Genomic DNA, 22,158 nt, shown 5'->3' on the forward strand with positions numbered 1-22,158 from the left:
AAAAATATGAACGAAGATAATATCCGCAGACTGGAACATATTTCTATACATTATGTACGCAATAAAATGAATGGTGAAGGGATGGTGCTGTCAGAAAGTGAACTGGAACTGGATCCTGACATGACAATTTTGCTGAAAGATTTTTTTCTTACTCCATTTAAGTCGGATGTATATTACCAATTTTATGATGAAGATGCACTTGAGAATAATGCTGTATTTTCAATAGCCAGTAAAATCTTCGAAAAACCAGAGTTTTGCCATGAGGAATCCAAAAATCTGGCAGAACATCTTCATAATAAAACTTTACATAGTAATATTAAAGATGGCGAGTTTTATGTCACGTATTTCAGAGACTATGTTGTAGAAGGTAAAATTGTAGATGCTATTGGTCTGTTTAAAACAGAAAATAAAGAAACTTTCCTGAAGGTACTTCCCGAAGATGAAGGTTTTCAGATTCAGAAAGATCAGGGAATTAATCTGAGAAAACTGGATAAAGGTTGTCTTATTTTCAATACTGAACAGGAAGAAGGTTACATGGTTTCCGTAATCGATACGACTAAAGCTGGTGTAGAAGCGCGCTATTGGGTAGATGATTTTTTACAACTTCAGCAGCGTAAAGATGAGTATTTCAATACTGAGCATACACTGTCTATGTACAAAAGTTATGTTACAGAACAATTACCACAGGAATATGAGGTAAGCAGAGTAGATCAGGCTGATTATCTGAATAAATCAATCAACTTCTTTAAAGACAAAGAGGAATTCGAGATTGAAGAATTTAAAAAACAGGTTTTGGTACATCCGGAAGTTATTGAAAGCTTTGATGAATATAAGAAGCAGTTCGAAGAAGAAAGAGATATTAAACTGGAAGATAACTTTACAATTGCTACAGGTGCTGTAAAGAAGCAGCAAAGACACTTTAAAAGTGTGATAAAACTTGATAAGAATTTCCATATCTATGTTCATGGTGATCGCCAGAAACTAGAGACGGGAGAAGATGATAAAGGGAAATATTACCGTTTGTATTTCGAAGAGGAACAATAATCAGAAGACAACTGTGTTTGTGTTTAGAAAAAGTTATCCACAATCTTTTCTCTGTTGTGGATTATGAAATAATAAAAAATGGCCGGATATTTTTCGGTCATTTTTTATGTCCTTTCCGAAAGTGTTTTTGTGAGTAAATCAGGTCTTAATTCTTTTTGTTCATCAGATAATTTATTATATTTGGTAGAATCATTAAAATACAAAAATATGAAAGTAACCGTAGTTGGAGCAGGAGCTGTTGGAGCAAGCTGTGCAGAATATATAGCTATGAAAAATTTTGCTGCCGAAGTAGTTTTGGTAGACATCAAAGAGGGATTTGCAGAAGGAAAGGCTATGGACCTTATGCAGACAGCTTCCTTGAATGGTTTCGATACCAAAATTACAGGAACAACAAACGATTATACAAAAACAGCAGGTTCTAAAGTAGCTGTTATAACCTCCGGTATTCCAAGAAAGCCGGGAATGACCCGTGAAGAGCTTATCGGGATCAATGCAGGTATTGTAAAAGAAGTTGCACAAAATATATTAAAACATTCGCCAGAAGCTATTATCATTGTGGTAAGTAACCCTATGGATACAATGGCATATCTGGTACATAAAGTAACAGGCTTACCAAAAAACAGAATTATTGGTATGGGAGGAGCTCTGGATAGCGCTCGTTTCAAATACAGACTGGCAGAAGCATTGGAATGTCCGATTTCGGATGTTGACGGAATGGTTATCGCTGCACACAGCGATACAGGAATGCTTCCTTTAACGCGTATGGCTACAAGAAACGGAGTTCCGGTAACAACATTTCTAAATGAAGAAAAGATACAGTATGTTACTGAAGAAACAAAAGTTGGTGGTGCTACCCTTACTAAATTGTTAGGAACTTCAGCATGGTATGCTCCTGGAGCAGCCGTATCGGTAATGGTACAGTCAATTTTGAATGATCAGAAAAAAATGATTCCATGTTCTGTTCTTTTGGAAGGAGAGTATGGACAACAGGATATCTGTTTAGGTGTTCCGTGTATTATTGGTAAAGACGGAATCGAAAGTATTGTAGCTTTAGACCTTAATGATGCTGAGAAAGAAAAATTCCAGACAGCTGCGGCAGCGGTGAGAGATGTAAACGGAGACCTGAAATTGTAAAACAGCATATCAAACATAATGAAGAAAGCAACCCGGAAGGGTTGCTTTCTTGTTAGTTGAAATAATATAAGTTAATATGAATGTTGATATCTATATGTCAAATAGAATGCCAAACTGAATCATTTTATCGTCCTTGAAAGTCTGATCCTTGAAGTAGTTGCTAAAGTCCTTTTTAATAAAGAAATTGAACTTGTTATAGGAAATATAAAACTGAGCTCCGTATACAAAAGGATTGACATTGAATTCCTCCCTGTGGCGGTATTTTACACCATCACCTTTTACGATGTTATTAGTAGACATCTGGATTCCGCCATATAATCCTGCGCCTACTTTGAACCCCTTGAAATAGCTTCGGTATCTTACATCTTCACCTGCGTTTTTAAGCGGAGAAAAATTATACTGCAAGCCAATCGGAACCATAATGTAGCCGGTTCTTAATTTACTTTTCTGAAGATCCCGTTCGCTTTGTGCTATAATAATATTATTGTTGGCATCTTTTGCAAAGAATTTATCATTTTCAAGACGTAATGTCCTCCATGAAAAACCTAATCCCGATACAAGTCCCCATGGACTGGTCATACTAAACTGACGGTTGTATTTTATACCAAATTCAAAATTGTTGGAGAAGGTTTTATTATTATCGAGATCATTGTTGGGAAGATTGTTAGTAAGTCCCATTACACCAAATGAAAGATACAAGGTTAGGCTTCGCTCGGCACGGAACTTATACATAAGCTTTTGATGTAGATCTTTCACACTTGTGGCATCGGTATTAAGCAAGGAATATTTTACCTGTTTCTGAATGATTTCATCAACATTAAAGCCCAAATCATTAATGCGTTTGTCAATCTTTTCAGAATATGAATCTGCTATTTTAGCCTTTTGTTCAGCTATTTCCTGATTGGATAAACCATTTTGTTCAGCTTCCTGAGTTGCCTTCTTTATCTCATTTTCCATTTTTATTTTTTCTTCCTGGATAATGGTATTGATCTGTCGGGCATACTGTTCGATATTTTCTTTTACAATGGGGCTTACAGCAGTATCTTCTTTGGAAGGGAAATTCAGCTTAAAAGTTTTTTGTGCAAAATAAGAATTGGAAAAAAGACACAATACTCCTGCTATAATAATTTTCTTTATCATAATTTTTCTTTTTTATAAAATGATGGTTTATCTGCGGATTTCAACAGATGCTACGTTCGATCCGTCTTTTGTCTTTTCTATAGCTTCTCTGTTCTCCACAGAGAACAAAAGAATTTTAGGATCTACATATTTTTTCTTCTTTAATGTCTGTTCCTTGGCTTCCTCTGTTTTTACAAGTTGATTTTGAGGCGCAGGAATGACTGCATCAATTTTTTCAGTAGGTGTAATAACTGTTTTAGGCAGGGCCTCCTGTTTTTGTATTTTCTGAACTTTAGCCGGAGATAGCTGCTGCTGTGCCAGATTTTTCACAGGGCTTTCTTTTTTTAGTACAGAGTCTGTTTTTATATTGGTTTCAGGTGTACTTATTTCCTTAGGTTCCGAACTATTTACAGACTGAGTCTGCTTTGCAATGATAGGATTGCTATTTTGTTTGTCATTTTTGAAAACAAAAATACCTGCAAGACTGCATAACAGGATAACGGAAGCAGCAGCCAACCATATAGCAATATAGTTTTTACGCTTTCTAGGAGTCTCCTCCAGGTCCAACCGGATATCAGCCCAAAGATTTCTGGATGGAGTTATTTCTCTTTCCTCCAGCTGATTTTTTATATAGTTGTCCAGTTTATCGGATTTCATTTGTAATTAATTTTTGTTGTATAAATATTTCTTTCAGTTTTGCTTTTGCACGGAAAAGCTGTGTTTTGCTTGTCGATACAGATATATTTAGCATCTCTGCGATTTCCTGATGTGGATAACTTTCCAGAACATAGAGATTAAAAACAAGTCTGTAATTTTCAGGTAACTGATCCAATAGTTCCTGTACATTGAAATCCTCATAGATATTAACTTCTTCATGATCTTCTGCTGCATCGGCTATTTGGTTTTCGTCCAGATAAAAAATCGTTTTTTGTGACTTTAAAAAGCTTAAACATTCATTTACAACAATACGTCGTGCCCATGCATTTATACTGCCATCGTTCCGGAAACTTTCAATATTTTTAAAAATCTTGCAGAAAGCTTTTATCAGACAGTCTTCGGCATGGTATATATCCCGTATATAGGTACGGCTTACACTTAGCAACTTTGGTGAATGCTCTTCGTAAAACCTTCGCTGCGCTACCGGATCCTGCTTTTTTAGCAACGTTACAAGGTCGTCTTTATGTTTAGATAATATTCTCACGGAAATGTTTTCTATTAACAAGACTACAAAAAAACGAAAAGGTTACACTCTTCGATTATTTTTTTAAAAAAATATGAAAAATTATTAACCAGCATTTTAAAGTCAGGAAATATGGGAGTGGAGATACTTTGTTTTATTATTTATAAAATAAGATAATAAATAATAAGAATTTTATTTTTCCCGGTGAAGCCGAAAGCTAAATAAAAATTGACAAAAAAATAAAAAAGCAACAATGCCGAAGCAAGTTGCTTTTTTACTAGTTAAAAAAATCTGTTAATATGAAGTATTTTATAATTCGCAAATAAGATGCCAAAAAATAAAAAATTAACAATTTTTAAGTAAGATTTATTTCATGTTATGAAAGCTTAACAAAATCAAAAATTTGTAAGCCTTTGTTTAACAAAATGTTTGGATAGATATTCAATAAAAAAGCCCCGGAATTTCCGGGGCATTATGAACAAAAATTTATTTTTATTGTTTTACTTCAAAGTCAGCTTTTATTCTTACAATGTCACTTAGCATGGCATCCGGGAATTTCCCGCCAATTCCAAAGTCAGATCTTTTTACATCTCCATATACCTGCAAACCTTTTGTTACTTTGCCTGTCTTTTTATCTGTAAGCTCACCACGGTATACCATAGTCATTGTTACAGGCTTTGTTACACCATGCATAGTAAGGTTTCCTTTAAGAGTATAAGTGTTATTCTTATCCGCTTTTAGAGAGGTACTATTGAAAGTGATTTTGTCAAACTGAGCTGCATCGAAAAAGTCAGGACTTTTTAAATGATTATCACGAGCATCAACATTGGTGTCAATAGAGTTAACATCTACACTGAAATTTACTTTGGCATCGCTGAAATCTTTAGCTTGAGATGCAACAGCCAGATCGAAATTTTTAAAAATTCCGGATACGTCTGAAATTCCCATGTGTACTACTGTAAATGCCACATGTGAATGTGCAGGATCAGCCTTCCATGCAGTTTGAGCAAAAATGAATGTACTAGCTACTAAAAAACTAAGAATTGAAAATAACTTTTTCATATTTATTGGTTTAAATTGATGTCTGCGAAGTTACATGATCATTGAAAGCCAGACATAGACATATGATAAGAAATGCTTCTTATTATAAATTTATAATTCTATGAAATTGCCGCTTCATAAGCCTGCCATCCTCTTGTTCTGTAGGTTAATGCAGCTTGCTCTATATCGTCAGCTTTATAAATACCACGACCTACAATGATGAAATCGGTATGCAGATTCTTGAATACATGCTCTGGTGTGTTGTATTGCTGTCCTTTACTATCTCCTTCAGCAGAGATGTTAACGCCAGGAGTAAACAATAACAGATCATCCTGAATCTTGTTTTGTGCTACACAACCCATAACATTTGGCTCGTTGATAATAATCTTCATAGCCTCTTCACGATAATGGGCGTCGGTAAGTGTTCCTTGAGAAGACATTCCCAGGATTGTGATAATCCCAGCATTGTGGAAACCTTCTAATGCTTTGCTGCCTCCAATGGCATGTGCAGTAACCATATCTGCCCAGTTTGCTATCTTGTATACACCATGTGAAAACTGTAATTCCTGAGTATTTCCGATATCCCCGAATTTCCGGTCTTCCATTAGTAAGAAATTGTGTTTTGCCGCAATATCTTTTAGAGGAATGATTGTTTGATCATAATCGAAGTCAGAAATAATATCGATATGTGTTTTTAATGCAGCAATATGTGGCCCTGCAACTTCAGCAAAGTCCAAAAGTTCCTGCGTTGTAATAACATCTGCAGAAGCAATAAGGTTACTGCGTTTTTGCAATGCTATTTCCAATAATTTTGTTGCTACAGGGTGGTCTATATTCTTAAGCTTCTCCTCGTAACGAACTTTTTTCTTTTCTTCGAAAGTAACAGTATTTCCGTTTAAGAAGTCATTGATTCTTTCTACTTCATCATCGGTTAGCTGATTTTCTTCCTTAAGGATTTCAACAACTTCAGAGATTGTGAATAGCGTGTGTACGTTGTAGCCTTTTTCCTGTAACTTTTCGCGTCCTCCCTGTTGTCTGTCTAGTACAACTACAATGTCGGATACATTTAAACCTTCATTTTCTACCTCATCAATAGTTTCTAAAAGAGATTTTCCGGAAGTAATAACGTCTTCTACCAAAAGACAGTTTTGCCCTTTTTGGAAGATACCTTCAATCAGTTTTTTGGTACCATAAGCTTTGGCCTCTTTTCTTTTAATAATTAAAGGGATATAGCTTTCTAATGACATTGCTGTCGCCATAGGAAGAGCTGCATAAGGTACACCGCAGATCAGATCAAAATTATCCAAAGGAAGCATTTCCAGAAGATAGTTAGAAAGATGCTTTAGGATTTTAGGATCGGATGCCAAAGGACGAAGATCTACATAAAAAGGGCTTTCAATACCACTTTTCAGGGTGAATCTTCCGAATTTAATAATGCCTAGTTTGTAGGCCTCAAGAAAAAATGCTCTTTTAGTTTCCATTTACTTTTTTAGATTTCCGCAAAGATACGATTTAGTTGGCAGTTGTTCCGCATCGTACATTATTCCCCCATGTATTCAGCGTTTAGACGTTGGTTGAGACTGACAACTAATTCTTATCTTTAAGCTCAAAATAAATTTCATGAAAAATAAATTCTCTTTCTTCTTTTTTGTGGTGTCTGTCGTTTTTATCAATGCACAGGTGCCAGATGCAAAACTCGATGAATTGGTAAAAAATACGCTGAAGACTTTTGATGTACCCGGAATGTCTGTAGGTGTTGTAAAGGATGGTAAACTAATCTATGCAAAAGGATTCGGAGTAAGATCTCTGAATACAAAGGCTGCTATGGACGAGAATACACTTGTCGGAATAGCTTCTAACTCCAAAGGTTTTACCGCAACAGCATTGGCGATATTGGCAGATGAGGGGAAACTAAATTGGAATGACAAAGTGACAAAGTTTATTCCGGAATTCAGAATGTATGATCCTTATGTTTCTCAGGAAGTGACTATAAAAGATCTTATTACCCATCGTGCCGGCTTAGGTTTGGGACAGGGAGATTTAATGTTCTTTCCGGAGGGTGGAAATTTTACAGTGAACGATATTGTACATAATGTACGCTATCTAAAGCCGGCAAATCCTTTCAGAACCAAGCTGGATTATAATAATATTATGTTTATTGTAGCTGGGGAAGTTATTCATAGAGTTTCAGGATTAAGCTGGGCAGAGTTTATTGAACAGAGAATTATGAAGCCTGTAGGAATGTCAAATAGTTTTGGATCTTATAACAGAGCAAAAGCGGTAACGAATAAAATTGATGCACATGCTCCTGTAAATGGCAAAGCTGTAGCTGTTCCGCATGACTGGAATGAAACAGCAAATGCAGCAGGCGGAATTATGAGTAATATTCCGGATATGACAACATGGGCCAATTTTCTAATCAATGGTTTTGTAACCAAAGACGGAAAGCGTCTTGTTTCTGAAAAAAATGCACACGAACTATGGAGTTTGCAAATACCAGAAAGCATAGCGGCTAAAAATCCATATGACTCTAATTTTTATGGATACGGAATGGGATGGTTCCTTAGCGATGTAAAAGGCCATCTGCAGGTTCAGCATACTGGCGGGCTTATTGGTACCGTTACCCAGTTTACTTTGATTCCGGATCTTAAATTAGGAATAGTTGTACTAACTAATCAACAGTCCGGCGCAGCATTTAATACAATTACCAATACTGTTAAAGATTCTTATCTTGGAGTTCAGGGTAGAGACTGGCTGAAAAATTATGGTGATCGTATGGCAAAAATAAATGCTAATTACGACAAAGAGAAAAATGATGTGTATGCAAAGGTAGAAGCTGCACAGAAAAATAGTCAGCAGTTAGCAAAACCGGAACAATTCACCGGAACATATAACGATGTTTGGTTTGGTGATGTAATCGTGAAGCAGGAAGGGAAAAAGTACTTTATTTCCTGTGTAAACTCTCCAAGACTAAAAGGTGAGTTATTACCTTATTCTTATAATACATTTGTGGCAAAATGGGATGACAGAAGCTACGATGCGGATGCTTTTGTAATTTTTAATTTTGATGAAACAGGAAAGGCACAATCTGCAAGACTAAAACCTATTTCGGGAGTAACAGACTTCAGTTTTGATTTTGAAGATCTGGATCTGAAAAGAAAGTAATCTAAAAGCTGTAGCAATTAACTGCACTTTTGTGCCTTTTGCGTTTTATATATGCGGTTTACAATTAGCTAAGATTATTATCTAATTGTAAACCGTTTTTTTTATCGCTTAGATTAGTCCAGTTCTTTTGGACTATAGAAATATTTTAGCTGGCATTTCTCTTCGTCAAAATGACTCCAGGAATCAATGTCTATTTCGATACCTGCAACACCACATGTCGGAAAACTAATGATATCATTGCCGGAAAAAAGATTAGTAAAATTAGAAATTCCATTATTGTGGGAGAAAAGGGCTACACTGTTGTGTACATCATCGATCTGATTGATAACGGAGATGAAGTCATTTTCACGGGCATTATAAAGTGCAGATGCAGTACTCATTTCTGCATTTTTGTAAGTCTTGTGGAAAAAAAGACACGTACTGTAAGCTCTGTTTGCGGGGCTGGATATTAGCGCATCGATGCCTATTCCTTTCTCGTTGAGAAACTCAGCCATTCTTGGGGCATCCTCTTTTCCGCGTTCTGCGAGGGGCCTATTGAAATCGTCTATACCCTCGGGCCAGTCACTTTTTGCATGACGAACCAAAATTAATTTTTTCATATTAAATAATTGTACTGGTGGTGTAAAATAATGGTTAAGTTTTTTTGAGAAATTAAAGGTAGAAAAAAAATACAAATCCTGATGCAAAACTATATATGATAATTATGCAGGTATTAGGAGTTGGTCTCCATATTATTTGTTAAAAAATATATACAAATGGATTTTAGCTGTTAGCATTCTTTTCGGCTATCTGCTTTTGTATTTTTGTTCTTACTTGCTCCCATTCATCATCTAATATACTGTAATAGGCAGCATTTCTTGTCGTTCCGTCGCTTACTATTTTATCTTTTCTCAGGATACCCTCAAATACTCCACCTATTTTTTCTATAGCTTTTCTGGACCGGAAGTTGGTGTCCTTGGTCTTCAGTTGTACTCTGTTTGTTTTTAGAGTTTCGAAGCAGTAGGTTAGCAATAACAGTTTGCACTCCAGATTTATTGTTGTTCCCCAATAATCTTTTGTAATCCATGTCCAGCCAATTTCAAGTTTTTTGTCTGCCGGATAAATTTCAAAAAGCCGGGTAGAGCCAATTATTTTATTTGTATCCTTATGTATTATGACAAAAGGATATTGGTTACCGGCAGTTCTTTCACTGATAGCAAATTCATAAGTTTTATAAAAAATATCTCTTTCCGAGCAATCCGTCGGAATAAGTGCCCAGAGTTCTTTATCAGCAGCGGCTGTATATAATTCTTCAAGATGTTTTTCTTCTAATGGTACCAGATTTATGCTTGTTCCCTGCAGAATTACAGGATGATTTATCCAGGTGTTTTTCATGAGTAGGTTATTAGATAAGTGCTAATGATAGAACTAAGCTAAGAAAATTGATCGATGAAAAAGCATTAAATTAGGCAAAATACAATGTCTTAGCTTTTAAATATTTTACTAAACATTATCTTATTGTCTTCAGATAAGTTTCTGGTGTCATTACAGATAAACTACTTGTTTTATAATCTTTAATATTTCTGGTAATAATTATATTAATATCCTTTTTATCTAGTGCAGAAAAGTTTTGTAAGGCATCTTCAAAATCTTTGAAATTAGAGTTTAAAGCATCAACTATAGTGTTTTTAGTAATGACTGCAACATCAACTATATCCATTAGAGATTTCAATCCTTCAATAACTTTTTCATGTTTTGCCGTTTTTCTTAAAATATAGTAGATATTACTAATCATAATAGGAGTTACAAAGCCGTTAAGCTTTTTGCTTTCACACAGGCTTAAGATTTGTGATGCTTCTTCTGAAAAGGGTTGTCTATCAAAAAAGAAATCAAGAATCACATCTGTATCAATTAGTATTTTGCCCATCATAGATATTTTTCGGATAAACGATCAGTCAGCTCTTTTTTATAATCAAAATTTTTGGGCATACTAAATGAGCCTTTTAATGATTTAACGGTAGGAGTCAAATCATTTTCATTCTTAGAGTCATCGTTTGTTAATGCTTTTAAATAATTTTCAATAAGATCGGAGAGACTTCGTTCTCTCTTGTGTGCATATTTTTTTGCCTTTTCAATTACCGATTTCTCTATAGTTAAAGTTAATTTTGTATTCATAATCAGTATTTTATATGCAAATATACATAATTTTATTTTTAAATACGTGTATTTTTATTTTATTTAATACGTGTAAATATGCTGTAGCCAGTTATCAATATGCTTTAATTAAAGATTTAAGGAAATTCCGTTATTAGTGCTATCCAGAATAAAACGTTTAAGTAAAATAATTACATCATTTAAAACTTAAAAAAAACACTAAATTTGCAAAATGGGACAAATAATGGCTGTTGATTATGGAAAAGCCCGTACAGGATTAGCTGTAACGGATGATATGCAGATTATAGCTTCAGCACTACAAACGGTTGAAACACCGAAGCTCATGGATTTTCTAGGAACTTATTTTCAGCAAAATAAAGTGGATGAGATTGTAGTAGGGCTTCCTACAGATTTAAAAGGCAATATGTCTGAGATAGAAACCGAAATTCAGAAATTTCTGGAACAGTTTCAGATAACATTTCCGCAAATAAAAATTAACCGCTTCGATGAGAGATTTACCAGTAAAATGGCTTCTTTCTTTATCAGTCAAAGTGGTAAAAGTAAAAAAGAAAGACAACAGAAAGGTTTAATCGATAAAATAAGTGCAACACTTATTTTACAGAATTTTTTAGAGACAAGATGATATTACCAATTCGCGCCTATGGCGATCCTGTTTTAAGGAAAAAAGCACACGATATTACAAAGGATTATCCGGAACTAAACCAGTTAATCGATAATATGTTCGAAACGATGTATCAGGCGCATGGCATAGGACTTGCAGCTCCACAAATCGGATTAGATGTTCGTTTATTTGTAATCGATGTTCGTCCTTTAGCAGAAGATGAAGATTATCTGGATATTCGTGAAGAATTAAAAGATTTTAAAAAAGTATTTATCAATGCAAAAATATTAGAATACGATGGAGAACCATGGAAATTTAACGAAGGTTGTCTTAGTATTCCGGATGTTCGGGAAGATGTAAGCAGACCAGAAACCATCACAATGGAATATTATGATGAAAATTTTGTGAAACATACCGAAACTTTTTCGGATATTCGTGCCCGCGTAATTCAACATGAATATGATCATATTGACGGAGTTTTATTTACGGATAAACTAAGCGCACTAAAAAAGAAAATAATAAAAGGGAAGCTAACCAAGATCACTGCAGGTGATGTATCTGTAGATTATAAGATGAGGTTTCCTAAATAAAACAGAATATTAACTAAGATAAAAAAATAAAAATGCAGTTAGAAAGAATCATCTCGATTTCGGGTAAACCGGGACTTTTTAGACTTGTTTCTCAGCTAAGAACAGGTTTTATTGTGGAAGATATCACAACAGGAAAAAAAGCTAACATTTCCAATACAAGCCAGGTAAGCCTTTTGGATAACATCTCTATGTTTACTTTTGATAGCGAAGTTCCTTTATTTGAAGTGTTTCATAATATTGCAAAAAAAGAAGATTTCAAACCAACCATCAACCACAAATCTTCAGCTGATGAGCTTAGAACATTTATGGCTGAGGTACTTCCTAACTATGATGTAGAAAGAGTTTACGAATCTGATATCAAAAAACTTGTGCAATGGTATAATACACTTCAGAAAGGAGGGTATATTACACCAGAAAGTTTTGTAACTCCTGCTGCTGAGGAAACAGCTGAGGCTTCTGCTGAAGTTACTGAAGAGGTAAAAGAAAAGAAAGCTCCTGCTAAAAAAGCAGCTAAGAAAGAAGATGCTGCGGAGGAAGAAAAGCCTGCCAAAAAAACAGCTAAAAAGAAAACTGAAGAGGAATAATATCTTCTTTCATACAATAAAAAAACTCTGCTCTTATGGGGCAGAGTTTTCTATTGCAGTAAGTTTAAATTAACTTTGTCTCTCCTGAAAATTGATAAATATGAATACAAGAGCTGAAAAACTGGAAGCATTTGGCCGACTTCTGGATATTATGGATGATCTACGTGAGAAATGCCCATGGGACCAAAAACAGACCCTACAGTCTTTGCGCCATCTGACATTGGAAGAGGTTTATGAACTTTCGGATGCTTTGCTGGAAGAAGATCTGCAGGAAATAAAGAAAGAACTGGGAGATGTATTGCTACATTTAGTTTTTTACGCAAAAATAGGATCGGAAAAACAGAGTTTTGATATTGCAGATGTAATCAACAGTCTGAATGAAAAACTTATTTTCCGCCACCCACATATTTACGGAGATACCGAAGTTAAAGATGAGGAAGAAGTAAAGCAGAATTGGGAGAAATTGAAACTGAAAGAAGGGAATAAATCTATTTTGTCGGGGGTTCCAAATGGTTTACCTCCAATGATCAAAGCTTATCGTATTCAGGATAAAGTCAAAGGAATAGGTTTCGATTTTCCTACGGCAGAAGAGGCCTGGAAGAAAGTTGAAGAAGAACTTTCTGAATTTCATGCGGAAAGAGATGCGGATAAGAAGGAAGCAGAACTGGGAGATCTTATTTTTTCTATTATCAATTATTCCCGTATTGCAGGCGTAAATGCAGATACGGCACTGGAACGTACTAACCAGAAGTTTATCGCCCGCTTCAAGGCTATGGAAGAACTGGCTCACGAAAGGAGTCTTGTCCTTTCAGAAATGAGTCTGGAAAAAATGGATCAGCTCTGGGATGAAGTAAAGAAAAAGCTCGAATATTAATTATATTTCTATATTTGTAGAATATTTATTCACCAAATATAGAAATATAATTATGAAAAAAGTTATAATCTTTTTTATAGCTGTCTCTAGCATTGTCTATGGACAAAAAGAGAAGAAGTTAGACAGTCTGTTTACCTCACTATACACTGCCAAAGAATTTAACGGGAACGTTCTCGTTGCAGAAAAGGGGAAAGTCGTCTATGAAAAAAGCTTTGGGTTGGCTAATGAAAAAACAAAGCAGAAGCTGGATAAAAATACGGTTTTCGAGTTAGCATCGGTTTCGAAACAATTTACAGCTATGGGAATTGTCCAGCTGGAGAAAGAAGGTAAACTTAGCTATAACGATCCTCTTACTAGATATTTCCCGGAACTAGGTTTTTATAAACCTATTACCATAGATAATCTGCTTCGTCATACATCCGGACTACCTGATTATATGAGGCTGTTTAATAAAAACTGGGATAAGACAAAATTTGCGACAAATAAAGATATCGTAGAGATGTTGGTGAAATATAAACCAGAGCTTTTATTCTCACCCGGAGATAAATATGAATACAGCAATACAGGATATGCTTTATTAGGCTTAATTATCGAGAAGGTATCGAAACAGTCTTATGGTGATTACTTGAGCAAAAAAATATTCAAACCTTTTGGGATGACTAATACCAGGGTTTATAGAAGTCGGTATAAACCGGAACAAATTTCCAATTATGCATTAGGCTATGTTATAGACAGCCTTGGAAATAAAAAATTGTTGGATGATCTGGGGAAGCAATATTATACTTATTATCTGGATGGTATTGTAGGTGATGGCATGGTGAATTCTACAACAGGAGATCTGCTGAAATGGGACAGAGCTTTGTATGGAGACAAACTGGTTAATAAGAAAGATAAAGATCTGATCTTTAGTTCTATAGTGACCAGAGATAACAAAGATAACCGATATGGGTATGGTTGGGCCATTGATACAAAAGATACATTTGGGAAGATAGCAAGTCACTCTGGAGGTTGGGCAGGATATATAACCTATATCGAAAGAGATTTAGATAATGATAAAACGATTGTTATTCTGCAAAATAACGATTTGGAAGTTGCATCTTCACCGGTGAAACAGTTAAGAAATATTCTATATGACATAAAACCAATTAAAATAGATCTTGCGACATTGCAAAAGTACGCCGGGAAATACATCAAGAAGAATAGTAAAACATTTGAAGTGTTTTTTGAGTATAATAAATTGTATGTTCCTTTGAATCCACAGGTGAAATTAGAACTAGAGGCTATCACTACTAACAGATTTAAAGTTAGAGATTTTAGCCCGGATGTTTTTTATGAATTTAAAATTCTGGAGGATGGTACTGTAAAATGTAATATGTCGCAGCCTGCGCATAATATGAATGAAGAAGGAATAAAAAAAATATAATAAAATAAGCCGGTATTATTCCGGCTTATTTCTTTTTAAATTATGTAAATTTGGTAGGCTGTTACAGCGCTATTACTAGGTACAGAAAACTAAATTAACATGAAGAAACGATTCCTTTTGGCCATAGCTATGGCCGGCACAGCTGTGGTATTTTCACAATCACGGAAAGAAGATTCTATTTACGTTCGCGAAAACTATACGAAAGTTGAAAAGCTTATTCCCATGCGGGATGGCAAAAAACTGTTTACGGCGATCTATATGCCTAAAGATCAGAAACAGAAGTACCCGGTGTTGCTTAACCGTACACCTTATACTGTAGCACCTTACGGGCAGGATCAGTATAAACTGTCTTTAGGTAATTTTCCTGCAGAAATGCGTGAAGGTTTTATTTTTGTTTATCAGGATGTCCGTGGTAAGTGGATGAGTGAAGGGGAATTTGAGGATGTGCGCCCAGCACTGAAGCCGGGCCAAAAGGGTATTGATGAAAGTACAGATACCTATGATACACTGGAATGGCTTTCTAAAAATCTGAAGAATTACAACCAGAAAGCTGGTGTATATGGTATTTCTTATCCCGGATTCTATTCTACAACAACATTGGTTAACTCTCATCCGACGTTAAAAGCTGTTTCACCACAGGCTCCTGTTACCAACTGGTATTTAGGTGACGATTTTCATCATAAAGGTGCTATGTTCCTGAATGATGCATTCATGTTTATGACTTCTTTTGGAGTACCAAGACCAGAACCAATCACTCCAGACAAAGGGCCAAAGCGTTTTGTACCACCAGCTAAAGAAATGTATAAATTCTTTTTAGAAGCAGGATCTAATAAGGAACTGAAAGATAAATATATGGGGACAAACATTAAGTTTTTCAACGATATGTATGCACATCCGGATTATGATCAGTTCTGGAAAGAACGCAATATATTACCTCATCTTACACAGGTAAAACCTGCTGTAATGGTGGTTGGAGGATTCTTTGATGCGGAAGATGCTTATGGAACTTTCGAAACTTATAAAGCTATTGAAAAACAAAATCCTAAAGCTAACAATATTCTTGTTGCAGGTCCATGGTTCCATGGAGGATGGGTAAGAGGTGATGGCAGACAATTCGGAGATATTAAGTTTGACCATCCGACAAGTATAGATTATCAGCAAAACCTGGAACTTCCATTCTTCAATTATTACCTGAAAGGGAAGGGGCAATTCAAGGGTGGAGAGGCTAATATCTTTATTACAGGAAGTAACCAATGGAAAACTTTTGATACATGGCCGCCGAAGAATACGGAAACAAAACAACTTTACTTCCAGCCAAATGGTAAGCTGGGTTTTGATAAGGTGCAAAGAACAGATTCGTGGGACGAATATGTTAGTGATCCGAATAAACCAGTACCACATCAGGATGGGGTACAAACCAGCAGAACTCGTGAATATATGATAGATGACCAACGTTTTGCTTCCAAGAGACCCGATGTTATGGTATATCAGACAGATGCACTGCAGGAAGATATTACTTTGACAGGTCCGGTTATTAACCATTTATTTGTATCGACTACCGGAACAGATGCTGATTATGTTGTAAAGGTTATCGATGTTTATCCGGAAACGGAAGCTGACTTCAACGGAAAAACAATGGCCGGATATCAGATGTTGGTAAGAGGTGAGATTATGAGAGGAAAGTACAGAAATGGATTTGATAAACCTGAAGCCTTTCAGCCGGGATTTGTTACAAAGGTAGATTATGAAATGCCGGACATTGCACATACCTTTAAAAAAGGACACCGCATTATGATTCAGGTACAAAACTCATGGTTCCCATTGGCAGATCGTAACCCACAGAAATTTATGAATATTTATGAAGCTACTTCATCTGATTTTCAGAAGGCCACACACCGGATTTTCCATGATGTGAATAACCCGACTTCTGTAGAAGTAAGTGTTCTGAAAGAAAAATAAAAACTTTTAAAAAGCTGAATCTGATTCAGCTTTTTTTATTCTCTGTTGGCGTGATCATTGCTACTGAAAATACTTACATTTGTTTATAAATAACGAGTTATGCTACGTAAATTACTATATACACCTCTACTTTTTATTCTTATTTTTTGTACCCCAAAAGCACAGGAATCAAAAATATCTTATGATACTCCTTTACATACAGTATTTAGATTTCCTAAAAAAATAAAAGAAGTTTCGGGAATACAAATTTCGCCAGATGGTAAGGAATTTTACGTTCATGAAGACCAGGGAAACAGCAATGAGATTTTTGCTATAGATATGACTGGAAACAATACCCGGACTATTACCATTGAAGGTGTAGAGAATAATGACTGGGAAGATATTACACAGGATAAAAATGGCTTTACCTATATTGGTGATTTCGGAAATAATGATAATATCCGTAAAAATTTAGCGATCTATAAAGTGAAAATCGGCAAAGAAAATAGCACGCCTGTTTTGCAAACGACAAGATTTTCTTATCCTGAGCAGACAGAATTTCCACCTAAAAAGAAGGACTTGCTATACGACTGTGAAGCGTTTATAGAACATAACGATTACTTTTATCTTTTTACTAAAAACAGAAGTAAAAAATCTGATGGTACTTCGCTGGTATATAAGATCCCAAATAAACCAGGTGAATATAAAGCTCAGTTAGTCGGAAAACTAAAAATGCCGGAGAAATACCATGATGGAGCTGTTACGGGAGCTGATATAAGTCCGAATGGAAAAAAAATAGCATTAATAACGCATAAAAATGTCTTTATCCTGGAAAACTTTGAAGGAGATAACTTTACAAACGCTAAAATGACCCAAATAGATTTGCATAGTAACTCGCAAAAAGAAGGAATTTGTTTTGCAACCGATACAATACTTTATATCGGTGAGGAAAGAAACAATAAAGATGAAGGCATACTTTATTCGATGGAATTGAAGTAGATTTTCTGAATATATATTATGATCATATATTAAACTCCCGGATTAAATATTCGGGAGTTTTCTAATAATTATTTCTTCCTGAATTACAGGCTGAAGTTCGGGAAAGTTTTTTTTAAGTTTTTTCACAGAAAGAGAAGTCATAACATTCCACATGAAACGTGGTTTGTCAAAGAAATAAAAAGTTTCATTACTGGTTTTTATTTCGAAAAAGTAGATCATTACTTTACCAATCAATGGGTTGTAATATAATGGCGTAATTGACATTATTTCTGTTAGTGGCAGTTTTTTTTTGTTATTGATATAGAGTCCACCCTCTCTTATAAAAAGCGCTGACATTTTTGACTTCTTCTTTATAGAGAGATATTCATGAAAAGAAATAATCAGGAATATGGCTAGTATAAAAGTGAAAATAATAGCATAAAAAAATAGCGGGTATTGTTCTTTTTTCCGTACAATATAGCTAATAATGCATATGATTATTATAGGAATCAATGCATACTGAAAATATGCCCTCAGAAAATAATTAACCGGACCAGAATCAATCCTCATTTTAATATTACAGTTTTACATTTTTAGAATCTTAGTCCTATACCTGCAGAAAATCTTCCACCGTCGGTTCCTGTAAAATAAGTAGCCCGCGCAGAGAATGCTTCGAGAATACTTACCCATATTCCGCCACCTACAGACTGATGCCATTTTCTGGAATATTCACCATCCAACCATACACGTCCGTAGTCATAGCCAGCTAAGATACCAAAATTTACCGGGATTACGCGATTCCGCACTCTGCCAAAGTTCCAACGGATGTCATTACTCTGAAATAATGAAGAGTTACCCAAAAATCTGTTGTTTCTGAAAGATCTGAGATCATTGTTTCCACCTAAATCAGCGCCCTGAAAAAATTCGAAATATCGGTTGTTAATATATACGCCTTGTATTTTGGTTGCAAAGACAAATTTTCCATCATCATCTATCCGATGTGTAACATTCAGACGTGCATCATAAGTCATGAAATTACGATTAGGGTTATCAATATTCATTCTCCATGCGGCAGAAACAGAGAAACCAAATGCCATGGTTGGGAAAGCTGCATTGTCGCTATGGTCGTAGCTGAAATTATATTTGGCACCTAAAAATTGCTGATTATCGAACACTTCGGGATTAATCTGACCAGACTGTGTAATAAAACGATTCTGATTGTGATGTACCTTATAATCCTCATAACCTAACTGAAATGTCTGAACGAATCCCATAAAGCTTTTTTTGGATATGGAAGGCGCTATCTGCAGCTGTTGTATGTTTACTCTGTTGTAATTTCTGCCCAGTTCATCATCGTAATTAGCGGTATTATTACCAAAGCCAAAATAGTTTTGTGCAAAATCCGGAGTGGTAAAACGTCCGTCTAAATGCAGTGTCCATTTTCCGATGGCATTAGGAAATATACCATTATATACGAATTCTACTCCGCTTGTAGCAAACGAATAATTAGTTTTGAAAGTGTGTCTGGATGTGTAAGGATCTCTATCGAAACCATTATGCGTATAGTTAACAACAGCACCGACCTTAACGCCTTCATCGGGGTTATATCCTATACTTGGATACCCGGCCCAGAAGTTGTACTGAGGTTTTTCAAAATTATAAGTATTGATATCGTAATCGTCCTTAATTTGTTTCGCTACATATCCGGTAATATTATATGTGTTTTTCTGGGATTTAAAATCATACAACTTAACATTTCTGCCGTCTTTAATGTTATATACATCATGATTAAGCCCGCCGATAAGTCTTATTTTTATTCCTGAATTTTCAGAACCTGATACGTCAAATATATCGTCATCATCAAGCCCATAAATCCAGATTTCTTTGGTGTCATGTTTAGAATATTCACGTTTGAAGACCAATTCGTTTCCTTCTTTCTTTACGCGGTATTGTAAAACACTTACTTTATGTTTTTCCTTTTTGATAACAAATCTGTCAACCTTGTTGGTACCGGTAATCATTACTGTCTTTTGCAAGGTTTTATAGTATTCTGCAGCATACTGAGGCATTTTATCTCTTCTTATTTTAAGATTCTGCTTTATGTGCTCTATGGTGCCGTCTTGTACTTCTTTTGGCAGATTATGGAAAGCATTGTCTATAACCTCATCGGTCATATTCTGCTGTATGTATTCTGCTTCTTTTTTCCAATCTTCTTCTGTAGCATTTTTCAGGAAAGCCAGATCTAATGGATAAGGCTCTCTATTTAGCCATTTTATATTACGGATATCTTCTTTGAAGCTCTGCATGTGGCGTAATGGAGGCATCTGCATAATGAACTTAAATAAAAGTCCGTCGTATTTACTGAATGCCTGATCCCTGTCTTTTGGGATGGCTTTATACACAAAAGAGTTTCCATCTTTGTATTCTGCCCAGCGCCATTGGTCGTAATGCCTGTCCCAATCTCCAAGAAGCATGTCGAAAATACGGGCACGGATATAGCTCTGCTGGTCTACAGAATACTTTTCAGACTTCTGAAGATTCTTCATCATGTCCAAGGTATTCATTGTTGTGGTAGCTCCATTCAGCATTTTAAGATCATCAGGGCTATCCGAGAATCGTTCCTCAATCATATAGAGTTCATCACCATAGTCGTAATTAAAATCACCTAATGTCTTTTGTCTCGGAATATAATAAAGTAGCGGATCCGAATGGAAGACATTGATACTTTCTGCAAGATTGCCTACAGCAAACGGGGTATACGGATGTGTTGTTGTGTAAAAGTCGAGTAGGAATTTTTCGGCAAAAGTTCCTTCCAGTTCATGACCAAAACTTTCATTTTTAAACGCAACAGCATTTAGAAAACGGATGGCACTTTTCTTTACACCTCGCATCGCATATTCCTGTTTGTTTGGTGCTACCAAACGTAGTGAATTGGATTGATGCCCGCCACCAGCCCGAAGGGGGCTAAGCCCGCCTTTTAGCGTATCCAGAGTTGCAACCTTGGCTTCTATAGGCATACTGTAGTATTTCCTGTAATGGTCTCCCCAAAGCCAGGTATAAACTTTTGATTTCTGAGTAAGACTTTCCGGATATACTGAAGTTTTTATTGAATCAGAAAATGTATCAGGATATTTTCCGGGAGCAGGTCTCTGTAGGTTTTCCAAAACCTTGATCCGGGATAAGAAATTTTCTGTATTATTTTCTGTGCTGTAATAAGAGACATTCGCACTACCATCCTGGTTGATATCTAAAATAGCATAACCGTTCCCGCCAAAAGTAAAATCTTTTGTGGTCGTTGCTTTTGCTGCTTCATTTTTAGAACCTGATCCACTGATAATCTGACGGATATTTCTTTCCTCAAGGTATTGCAGATTATGATCGTGACCGGATACAAAAATTATATTTTGATTATCTTGTGCAAGACTTTTCAGCCGCTTTACCAACGCTGTATATCTGGCATTATTAAGATCCTGAGGGCTCATACCCGATGTCGCACGAATTACATTGATGAATGAGCCTATAACAGGAAGCGGAACTTTATCACCAATAGGATAAAGCTGCTTTTTTAATGAAAAATATCCGGCATGGCTACCACTACTGATTAGAGGGTGGTGTAATGCAACCACAATAGGTTTATTCTGATTTTTATTCAGTAAACTTTCGAATTCATCAAAAAAATCATCCCGCGTTTTTATGCTGCAATCTGCATTTATCCCCGGGTTTTCATCCCAGTTTTGAAGATACCATTCACTGTCAATAGTAATAAGGGTAAGATCATTATTTAGCTTTACCTTGTCTATAGGGCATCCCTTCTTAGGTAGAAAAGCTTTTTTATCATCTAAATATTTTGTAACCGCTTTTTCCTGAGCTTTTAAGCCATTCAAGCCATGATGCCAGTCATGATTTCCGGGTATTACAATTGTATTCCCTTTGTAATCTTTAGCTATTTTTAGCTGATTTTCCAGTTTAAGCTTTGCCAGGTCATAACCCGGATCTTTTTCATCGGGCATTCCCAAAGGATAAATATTGTCTCCAAGAAATAAGAGCGTAGAATTAGGAGAAGCCTCTTTAAGCCTTTTCTGAAGAATATTTAATGTATTCTGTGCCTGAGGCTCGTCTGCATTTCCAGCATCACCAATCAGGAAAAACCGGTGGGCAACTTTAGAAGAATCCTGTACAGGTATCTCGGCAAGATTTTTCCCCTTTTGTACAGTGTATGTGGCACATGACTGCAGTGTAATTCCAAAGATTGAAACTTTTAAAAAATTGGAAAGCGTATTTTTTAGCATATAAACTTTGAAATGCATAATTTTATCTAATCAAATTCGACAAA

At 35.6% G+C, this 22,158-nt stretch carries 21 protein-coding genes; 10 read left to right on the top strand and 11 right to left on the bottom strand.

Annotation, left to right across the window (positions count from 1 at the left end; translation table 11 throughout):
• Positions 1–6 precede the first annotated feature (6 nt).
• Together BAZ10_RS07865 and BAZ10_RS07870 are read left to right on the top strand one after the other, a co-directional pair.
• Entirely contained in the window at positions 7–1,044 is a 1,038-nt protein-coding gene (locus BAZ10_RS07865) for a nucleoid-associated protein (RefSeq protein ID WP_078771588.1), read from the top strand.
• A gap of 207 nt (positions 1,045–1,251) precedes the next feature.
• The gene (locus BAZ10_RS07870; protein WP_078771845.1) at positions 1,252–2,178 is read left to right on the top strand and encodes a malate dehydrogenase; all 927 of its coding nucleotides are present in this window, start codon (positions 1,252–1,254) and stop codon (positions 2,176–2,178) included.
• 90 nt (positions 2,179–2,268) lie between these two features.
• Here the strand turns inward: BAZ10_RS07870 and BAZ10_RS07875 are convergent, their stop codons facing one another.
• From BAZ10_RS07875 to pyrF, 5 genes are all read right to left on the bottom strand, one after another.
• Positions 2,269–3,318: an outer membrane beta-barrel protein gene (locus BAZ10_RS07875; RefSeq protein ID WP_009087800.1), complete on the bottom strand. Its 1,050-nt coding sequence runs from the start codon at positions 3,316–3,318 to the stop codon at positions 2,269–2,271.
• Positions 3,319–3,345: 27 nt separating this feature from the next.
• Positions 3,346–3,954 carry a hypothetical protein gene (locus BAZ10_RS07880; RefSeq protein WP_078771589.1) on the bottom strand — a complete coding sequence of 203 codons (609 nt, stop codon included), beginning with the start codon at positions 3,952–3,954 and terminating at the stop codon, positions 3,346–3,348.
• A complete protein-coding gene (locus BAZ10_RS07885) occupies positions 3,941–4,498 on the bottom strand; it encodes an RNA polymerase sigma factor (protein ID WP_078771590.1) in 558 nt (185 codons plus the stop codon). Before BAZ10_RS07885 ends, BAZ10_RS07880 begins: the two co-directional genes overlap by 14 nt.
• 471 nt (positions 4,499–4,969) lie before the next feature.
• On the bottom strand, positions 4,970–5,539 hold the full coding sequence (locus tag BAZ10_RS07890; protein WP_078771591.1) for a YceI family protein: 570 nt from the start codon (positions 5,537–5,539) through the stop codon (positions 4,970–4,972).
• Between the two features lie 98 nt (positions 5,540–5,637).
• Entirely contained in the window at positions 5,638–6,999 is a 1,362-nt protein-coding gene (pyrF, locus tag BAZ10_RS07895) for an orotidine-5'-phosphate decarboxylase (protein ID WP_078771592.1), read from the bottom strand.
• Positions 7,000–7,138: 139 nt separating this feature from the next.
• Between pyrF and BAZ10_RS07900 the strand changes: the two genes are divergently transcribed.
• Positions 7,139–8,683: a serine hydrolase gene (locus BAZ10_RS07900; RefSeq protein ID WP_078771593.1), complete on the top strand. Its 1,545-nt coding sequence runs from the start codon at positions 7,139–7,141 to the stop codon at positions 8,681–8,683.
• Between the two features lie 113 nt (positions 8,684–8,796).
• Here BAZ10_RS07900 and BAZ10_RS07905 read toward each other — a convergent pair whose 3' ends face one another.
• From BAZ10_RS07905 to BAZ10_RS07920, 4 genes are all read right to left on the bottom strand, one after another.
• On the bottom strand, positions 8,797–9,282 hold the full coding sequence (locus tag BAZ10_RS07905) for a SixA phosphatase family protein (RefSeq protein WP_078403591.1): 486 nt from the start codon (positions 9,280–9,282) through the stop codon (positions 8,797–8,799).
• Positions 9,283–9,445: 163 nt separating this feature from the next.
• Entirely contained in the window at positions 9,446–10,057 is a 612-nt protein-coding gene (locus BAZ10_RS07910; RefSeq protein ID WP_078771594.1) for a GNAT family N-acetyltransferase, read from the bottom strand.
• Positions 10,058–10,172: 115 nt separating this feature from the next.
• Positions 10,173–10,592, bottom strand: coding sequence for a PIN domain-containing protein (locus tag BAZ10_RS07915; protein ID WP_311316299.1), 420 nt, complete (start codon positions 10,590–10,592; stop codon positions 10,173–10,175).
• Positions 10,589–10,837 (bottom strand): DUF6364 family protein, encoded by a 249-nt coding sequence (locus BAZ10_RS07920; RefSeq protein ID WP_059343711.1) that lies wholly within the window; start codon positions 10,835–10,837, stop codon positions 10,589–10,591. The genes BAZ10_RS07915 and BAZ10_RS07920 overlap by 4 nt, the downstream gene beginning before the upstream one ends.
• Before the next feature lie 211 nt (positions 10,838–11,048).
• Here BAZ10_RS07920 and ruvX point away from each other — a divergent pair, with 211 nt between their 5' ends.
• From ruvX to BAZ10_RS19245, 7 genes are all read left to right on the top strand, one after another.
• The gene (ruvX, locus tag BAZ10_RS07925; RefSeq protein WP_045181727.1) at positions 11,049–11,459 is read left to right on the top strand and encodes a Holliday junction resolvase RuvX; all 411 of its coding nucleotides are present in this window, start codon (positions 11,049–11,051) and stop codon (positions 11,457–11,459) included.
• On the top strand, positions 11,456–12,028 hold the full coding sequence (def, locus tag BAZ10_RS07930) for a peptide deformylase (protein WP_059154224.1): 573 nt from the start codon (positions 11,456–11,458) through the stop codon (positions 12,026–12,028). The genes ruvX and def overlap by 4 nt, the downstream gene beginning before the upstream one ends.
• Before the next feature lie 32 nt (positions 12,029–12,060).
• Positions 12,061–12,612 (top strand): DUF5606 family protein, encoded by a 552-nt coding sequence (locus BAZ10_RS07935; protein ID WP_078771595.1) that lies wholly within the window; start codon positions 12,061–12,063, stop codon positions 12,610–12,612.
• A 100-nt stretch (positions 12,613–12,712) separates the two neighbouring features.
• On the top strand, positions 12,713–13,486 hold the full coding sequence (mazG, locus tag BAZ10_RS07940) for a nucleoside triphosphate pyrophosphohydrolase (protein WP_078771596.1): 774 nt from the start codon (positions 12,713–12,715) through the stop codon (positions 13,484–13,486).
• Between the two features lie 52 nt (positions 13,487–13,538).
• Positions 13,539–14,909 carry a serine hydrolase domain-containing protein gene (locus BAZ10_RS07945; RefSeq protein WP_078771597.1) on the top strand — a complete coding sequence of 457 codons (1,371 nt, stop codon included), beginning with the start codon at positions 13,539–13,541 and terminating at the stop codon, positions 14,907–14,909.
• Between the two features lie 99 nt (positions 14,910–15,008).
• Positions 15,009–16,868, top strand: coding sequence for a CocE/NonD family hydrolase (locus BAZ10_RS07950; RefSeq protein WP_078771598.1), 1,860 nt, complete (start codon positions 15,009–15,011; stop codon positions 16,866–16,868).
• A gap of 99 nt (positions 16,869–16,967) precedes the next feature.
• A complete protein-coding gene (locus BAZ10_RS19245) occupies positions 16,968–17,846 on the top strand; it encodes a hypothetical protein (RefSeq protein ID WP_078771599.1) in 879 nt (292 codons plus the stop codon).
• 42 nt (positions 17,847–17,888) lie between these two features.
• On the opposite strand, the gene BAZ10_RS19250 is transcribed toward BAZ10_RS19245, so the two are convergent.
• Both BAZ10_RS19250 and BAZ10_RS07965 read right to left on the bottom strand, forming a co-directional pair.
• Positions 17,889–18,182, bottom strand: coding sequence for a PH domain-containing protein (locus BAZ10_RS19250; RefSeq protein WP_245803776.1), 294 nt, complete (start codon positions 18,180–18,182; stop codon positions 17,889–17,891).
• A 236-nt stretch (positions 18,183–18,418) separates the two neighbouring features.
• The gene (locus tag BAZ10_RS07965) at positions 18,419–22,132 is read right to left on the bottom strand and encodes a metallophosphoesterase (protein WP_078771601.1); all 3,714 of its coding nucleotides are present in this window, start codon (positions 22,130–22,132) and stop codon (positions 18,419–18,421) included.
• Positions 22,133–22,158 lie beyond the last annotated feature (26 nt).

The sequence above is a fragment of the Elizabethkingia occulta genome, from assembly GCF_002023715.1.
GTDB classification, from domain to species: Bacteria; Bacteroidota; Bacteroidia; order Flavobacteriales; family Weeksellaceae; genus Elizabethkingia; species Elizabethkingia occulta.

Bases quoted from the DNA above. Each gene is read 5' to 3' on its own strand.
- BAZ10_RS07910 (WP_078771594.1), bottom strand. From the start codon at position 10,057: ATGAAAAACACCTGGATAAATCATCCTGTAATTCTGCAGGGAACAAGC.
- BAZ10_RS07890 (WP_078771591.1), bottom strand. From the start codon at position 5,539: ATGAAAAAGTTATTTTCAATTCTTAGTTTTTTAGTAGCTAGTACATTC.
- ruvX (WP_045181727.1), top strand. From the start codon at position 11,049: ATGGGACAAATAATGGCTGTTGATTATGGAAAAGCCCGTACAGGATTA.
- BAZ10_RS07875 (WP_009087800.1), bottom strand. From the start codon at position 3,318: ATGATAAAGAAAATTATTATAGCAGGAGTATTGTGTCTTTTTTCCAAT.
- BAZ10_RS07965 (WP_078771601.1), bottom strand. From the start codon at position 22,132: ATGCATTTCAAAGTTTATATGCTAAAAAATACGCTTTCCAATTTTTTA.
- BAZ10_RS07915 (WP_311316299.1), bottom strand. From the start codon at position 10,592: ATGATGGGCAAAATACTAATTGATACAGATGTGATTCTTGATTTCTTT.
- BAZ10_RS07905 (WP_078403591.1), bottom strand. From the start codon at position 9,282: ATGAAAAAATTAATTTTGGTTCGTCATGCAAAAAGTGACTGGCCCGAG.
- BAZ10_RS07880 (WP_078771589.1), bottom strand. From the start codon at position 3,954: ATGAAATCCGATAAACTGGACAACTATATAAAAAATCAGCTGGAGGAA.
- BAZ10_RS19250 (WP_245803776.1), bottom strand. From the start codon at position 18,182: ATGTCAGCGCTTTTTATAAGAGAGGGTGGACTCTATATCAATAACAAA.
- BAZ10_RS19245 (WP_078771599.1), top strand. From the start codon at position 16,968: ATGCTACGTAAATTACTATATACACCTCTACTTTTTATTCTTATTTTT.
- BAZ10_RS07945 (WP_078771597.1), top strand. From the start codon at position 13,539: ATGAAAAAAGTTATAATCTTTTTTATAGCTGTCTCTAGCATTGTCTAT.
- BAZ10_RS07865 (WP_078771588.1), top strand. From the start codon at position 7: ATGAACGAAGATAATATCCGCAGACTGGAACATATTTCTATACATTAT.
- def (WP_059154224.1), top strand. From the start codon at position 11,456: ATGATATTACCAATTCGCGCCTATGGCGATCCTGTTTTAAGGAAAAAA.
- BAZ10_RS07950 (WP_078771598.1), top strand. From the start codon at position 15,009: ATGAAGAAACGATTCCTTTTGGCCATAGCTATGGCCGGCACAGCTGTG.
- BAZ10_RS07870 (WP_078771845.1), top strand. From the start codon at position 1,252: ATGAAAGTAACCGTAGTTGGAGCAGGAGCTGTTGGAGCAAGCTGTGCA.
- BAZ10_RS07935 (WP_078771595.1), top strand. From the start codon at position 12,061: ATGCAGTTAGAAAGAATCATCTCGATTTCGGGTAAACCGGGACTTTTT.
- BAZ10_RS07900 (WP_078771593.1), top strand. From the start codon at position 7,139: ATGAAAAATAAATTCTCTTTCTTCTTTTTTGTGGTGTCTGTCGTTTTT.
- mazG (WP_078771596.1), top strand. From the start codon at position 12,713: ATGAATACAAGAGCTGAAAAACTGGAAGCATTTGGCCGACTTCTGGAT.
- BAZ10_RS07920 (WP_059343711.1), bottom strand. From the start codon at position 10,837: ATGAATACAAAATTAACTTTAACTATAGAGAAATCGGTAATTGAAAAG.
- pyrF (WP_078771592.1), bottom strand. From the start codon at position 6,999: ATGGAAACTAAAAGAGCATTTTTTCTTGAGGCCTACAAACTAGGCATT.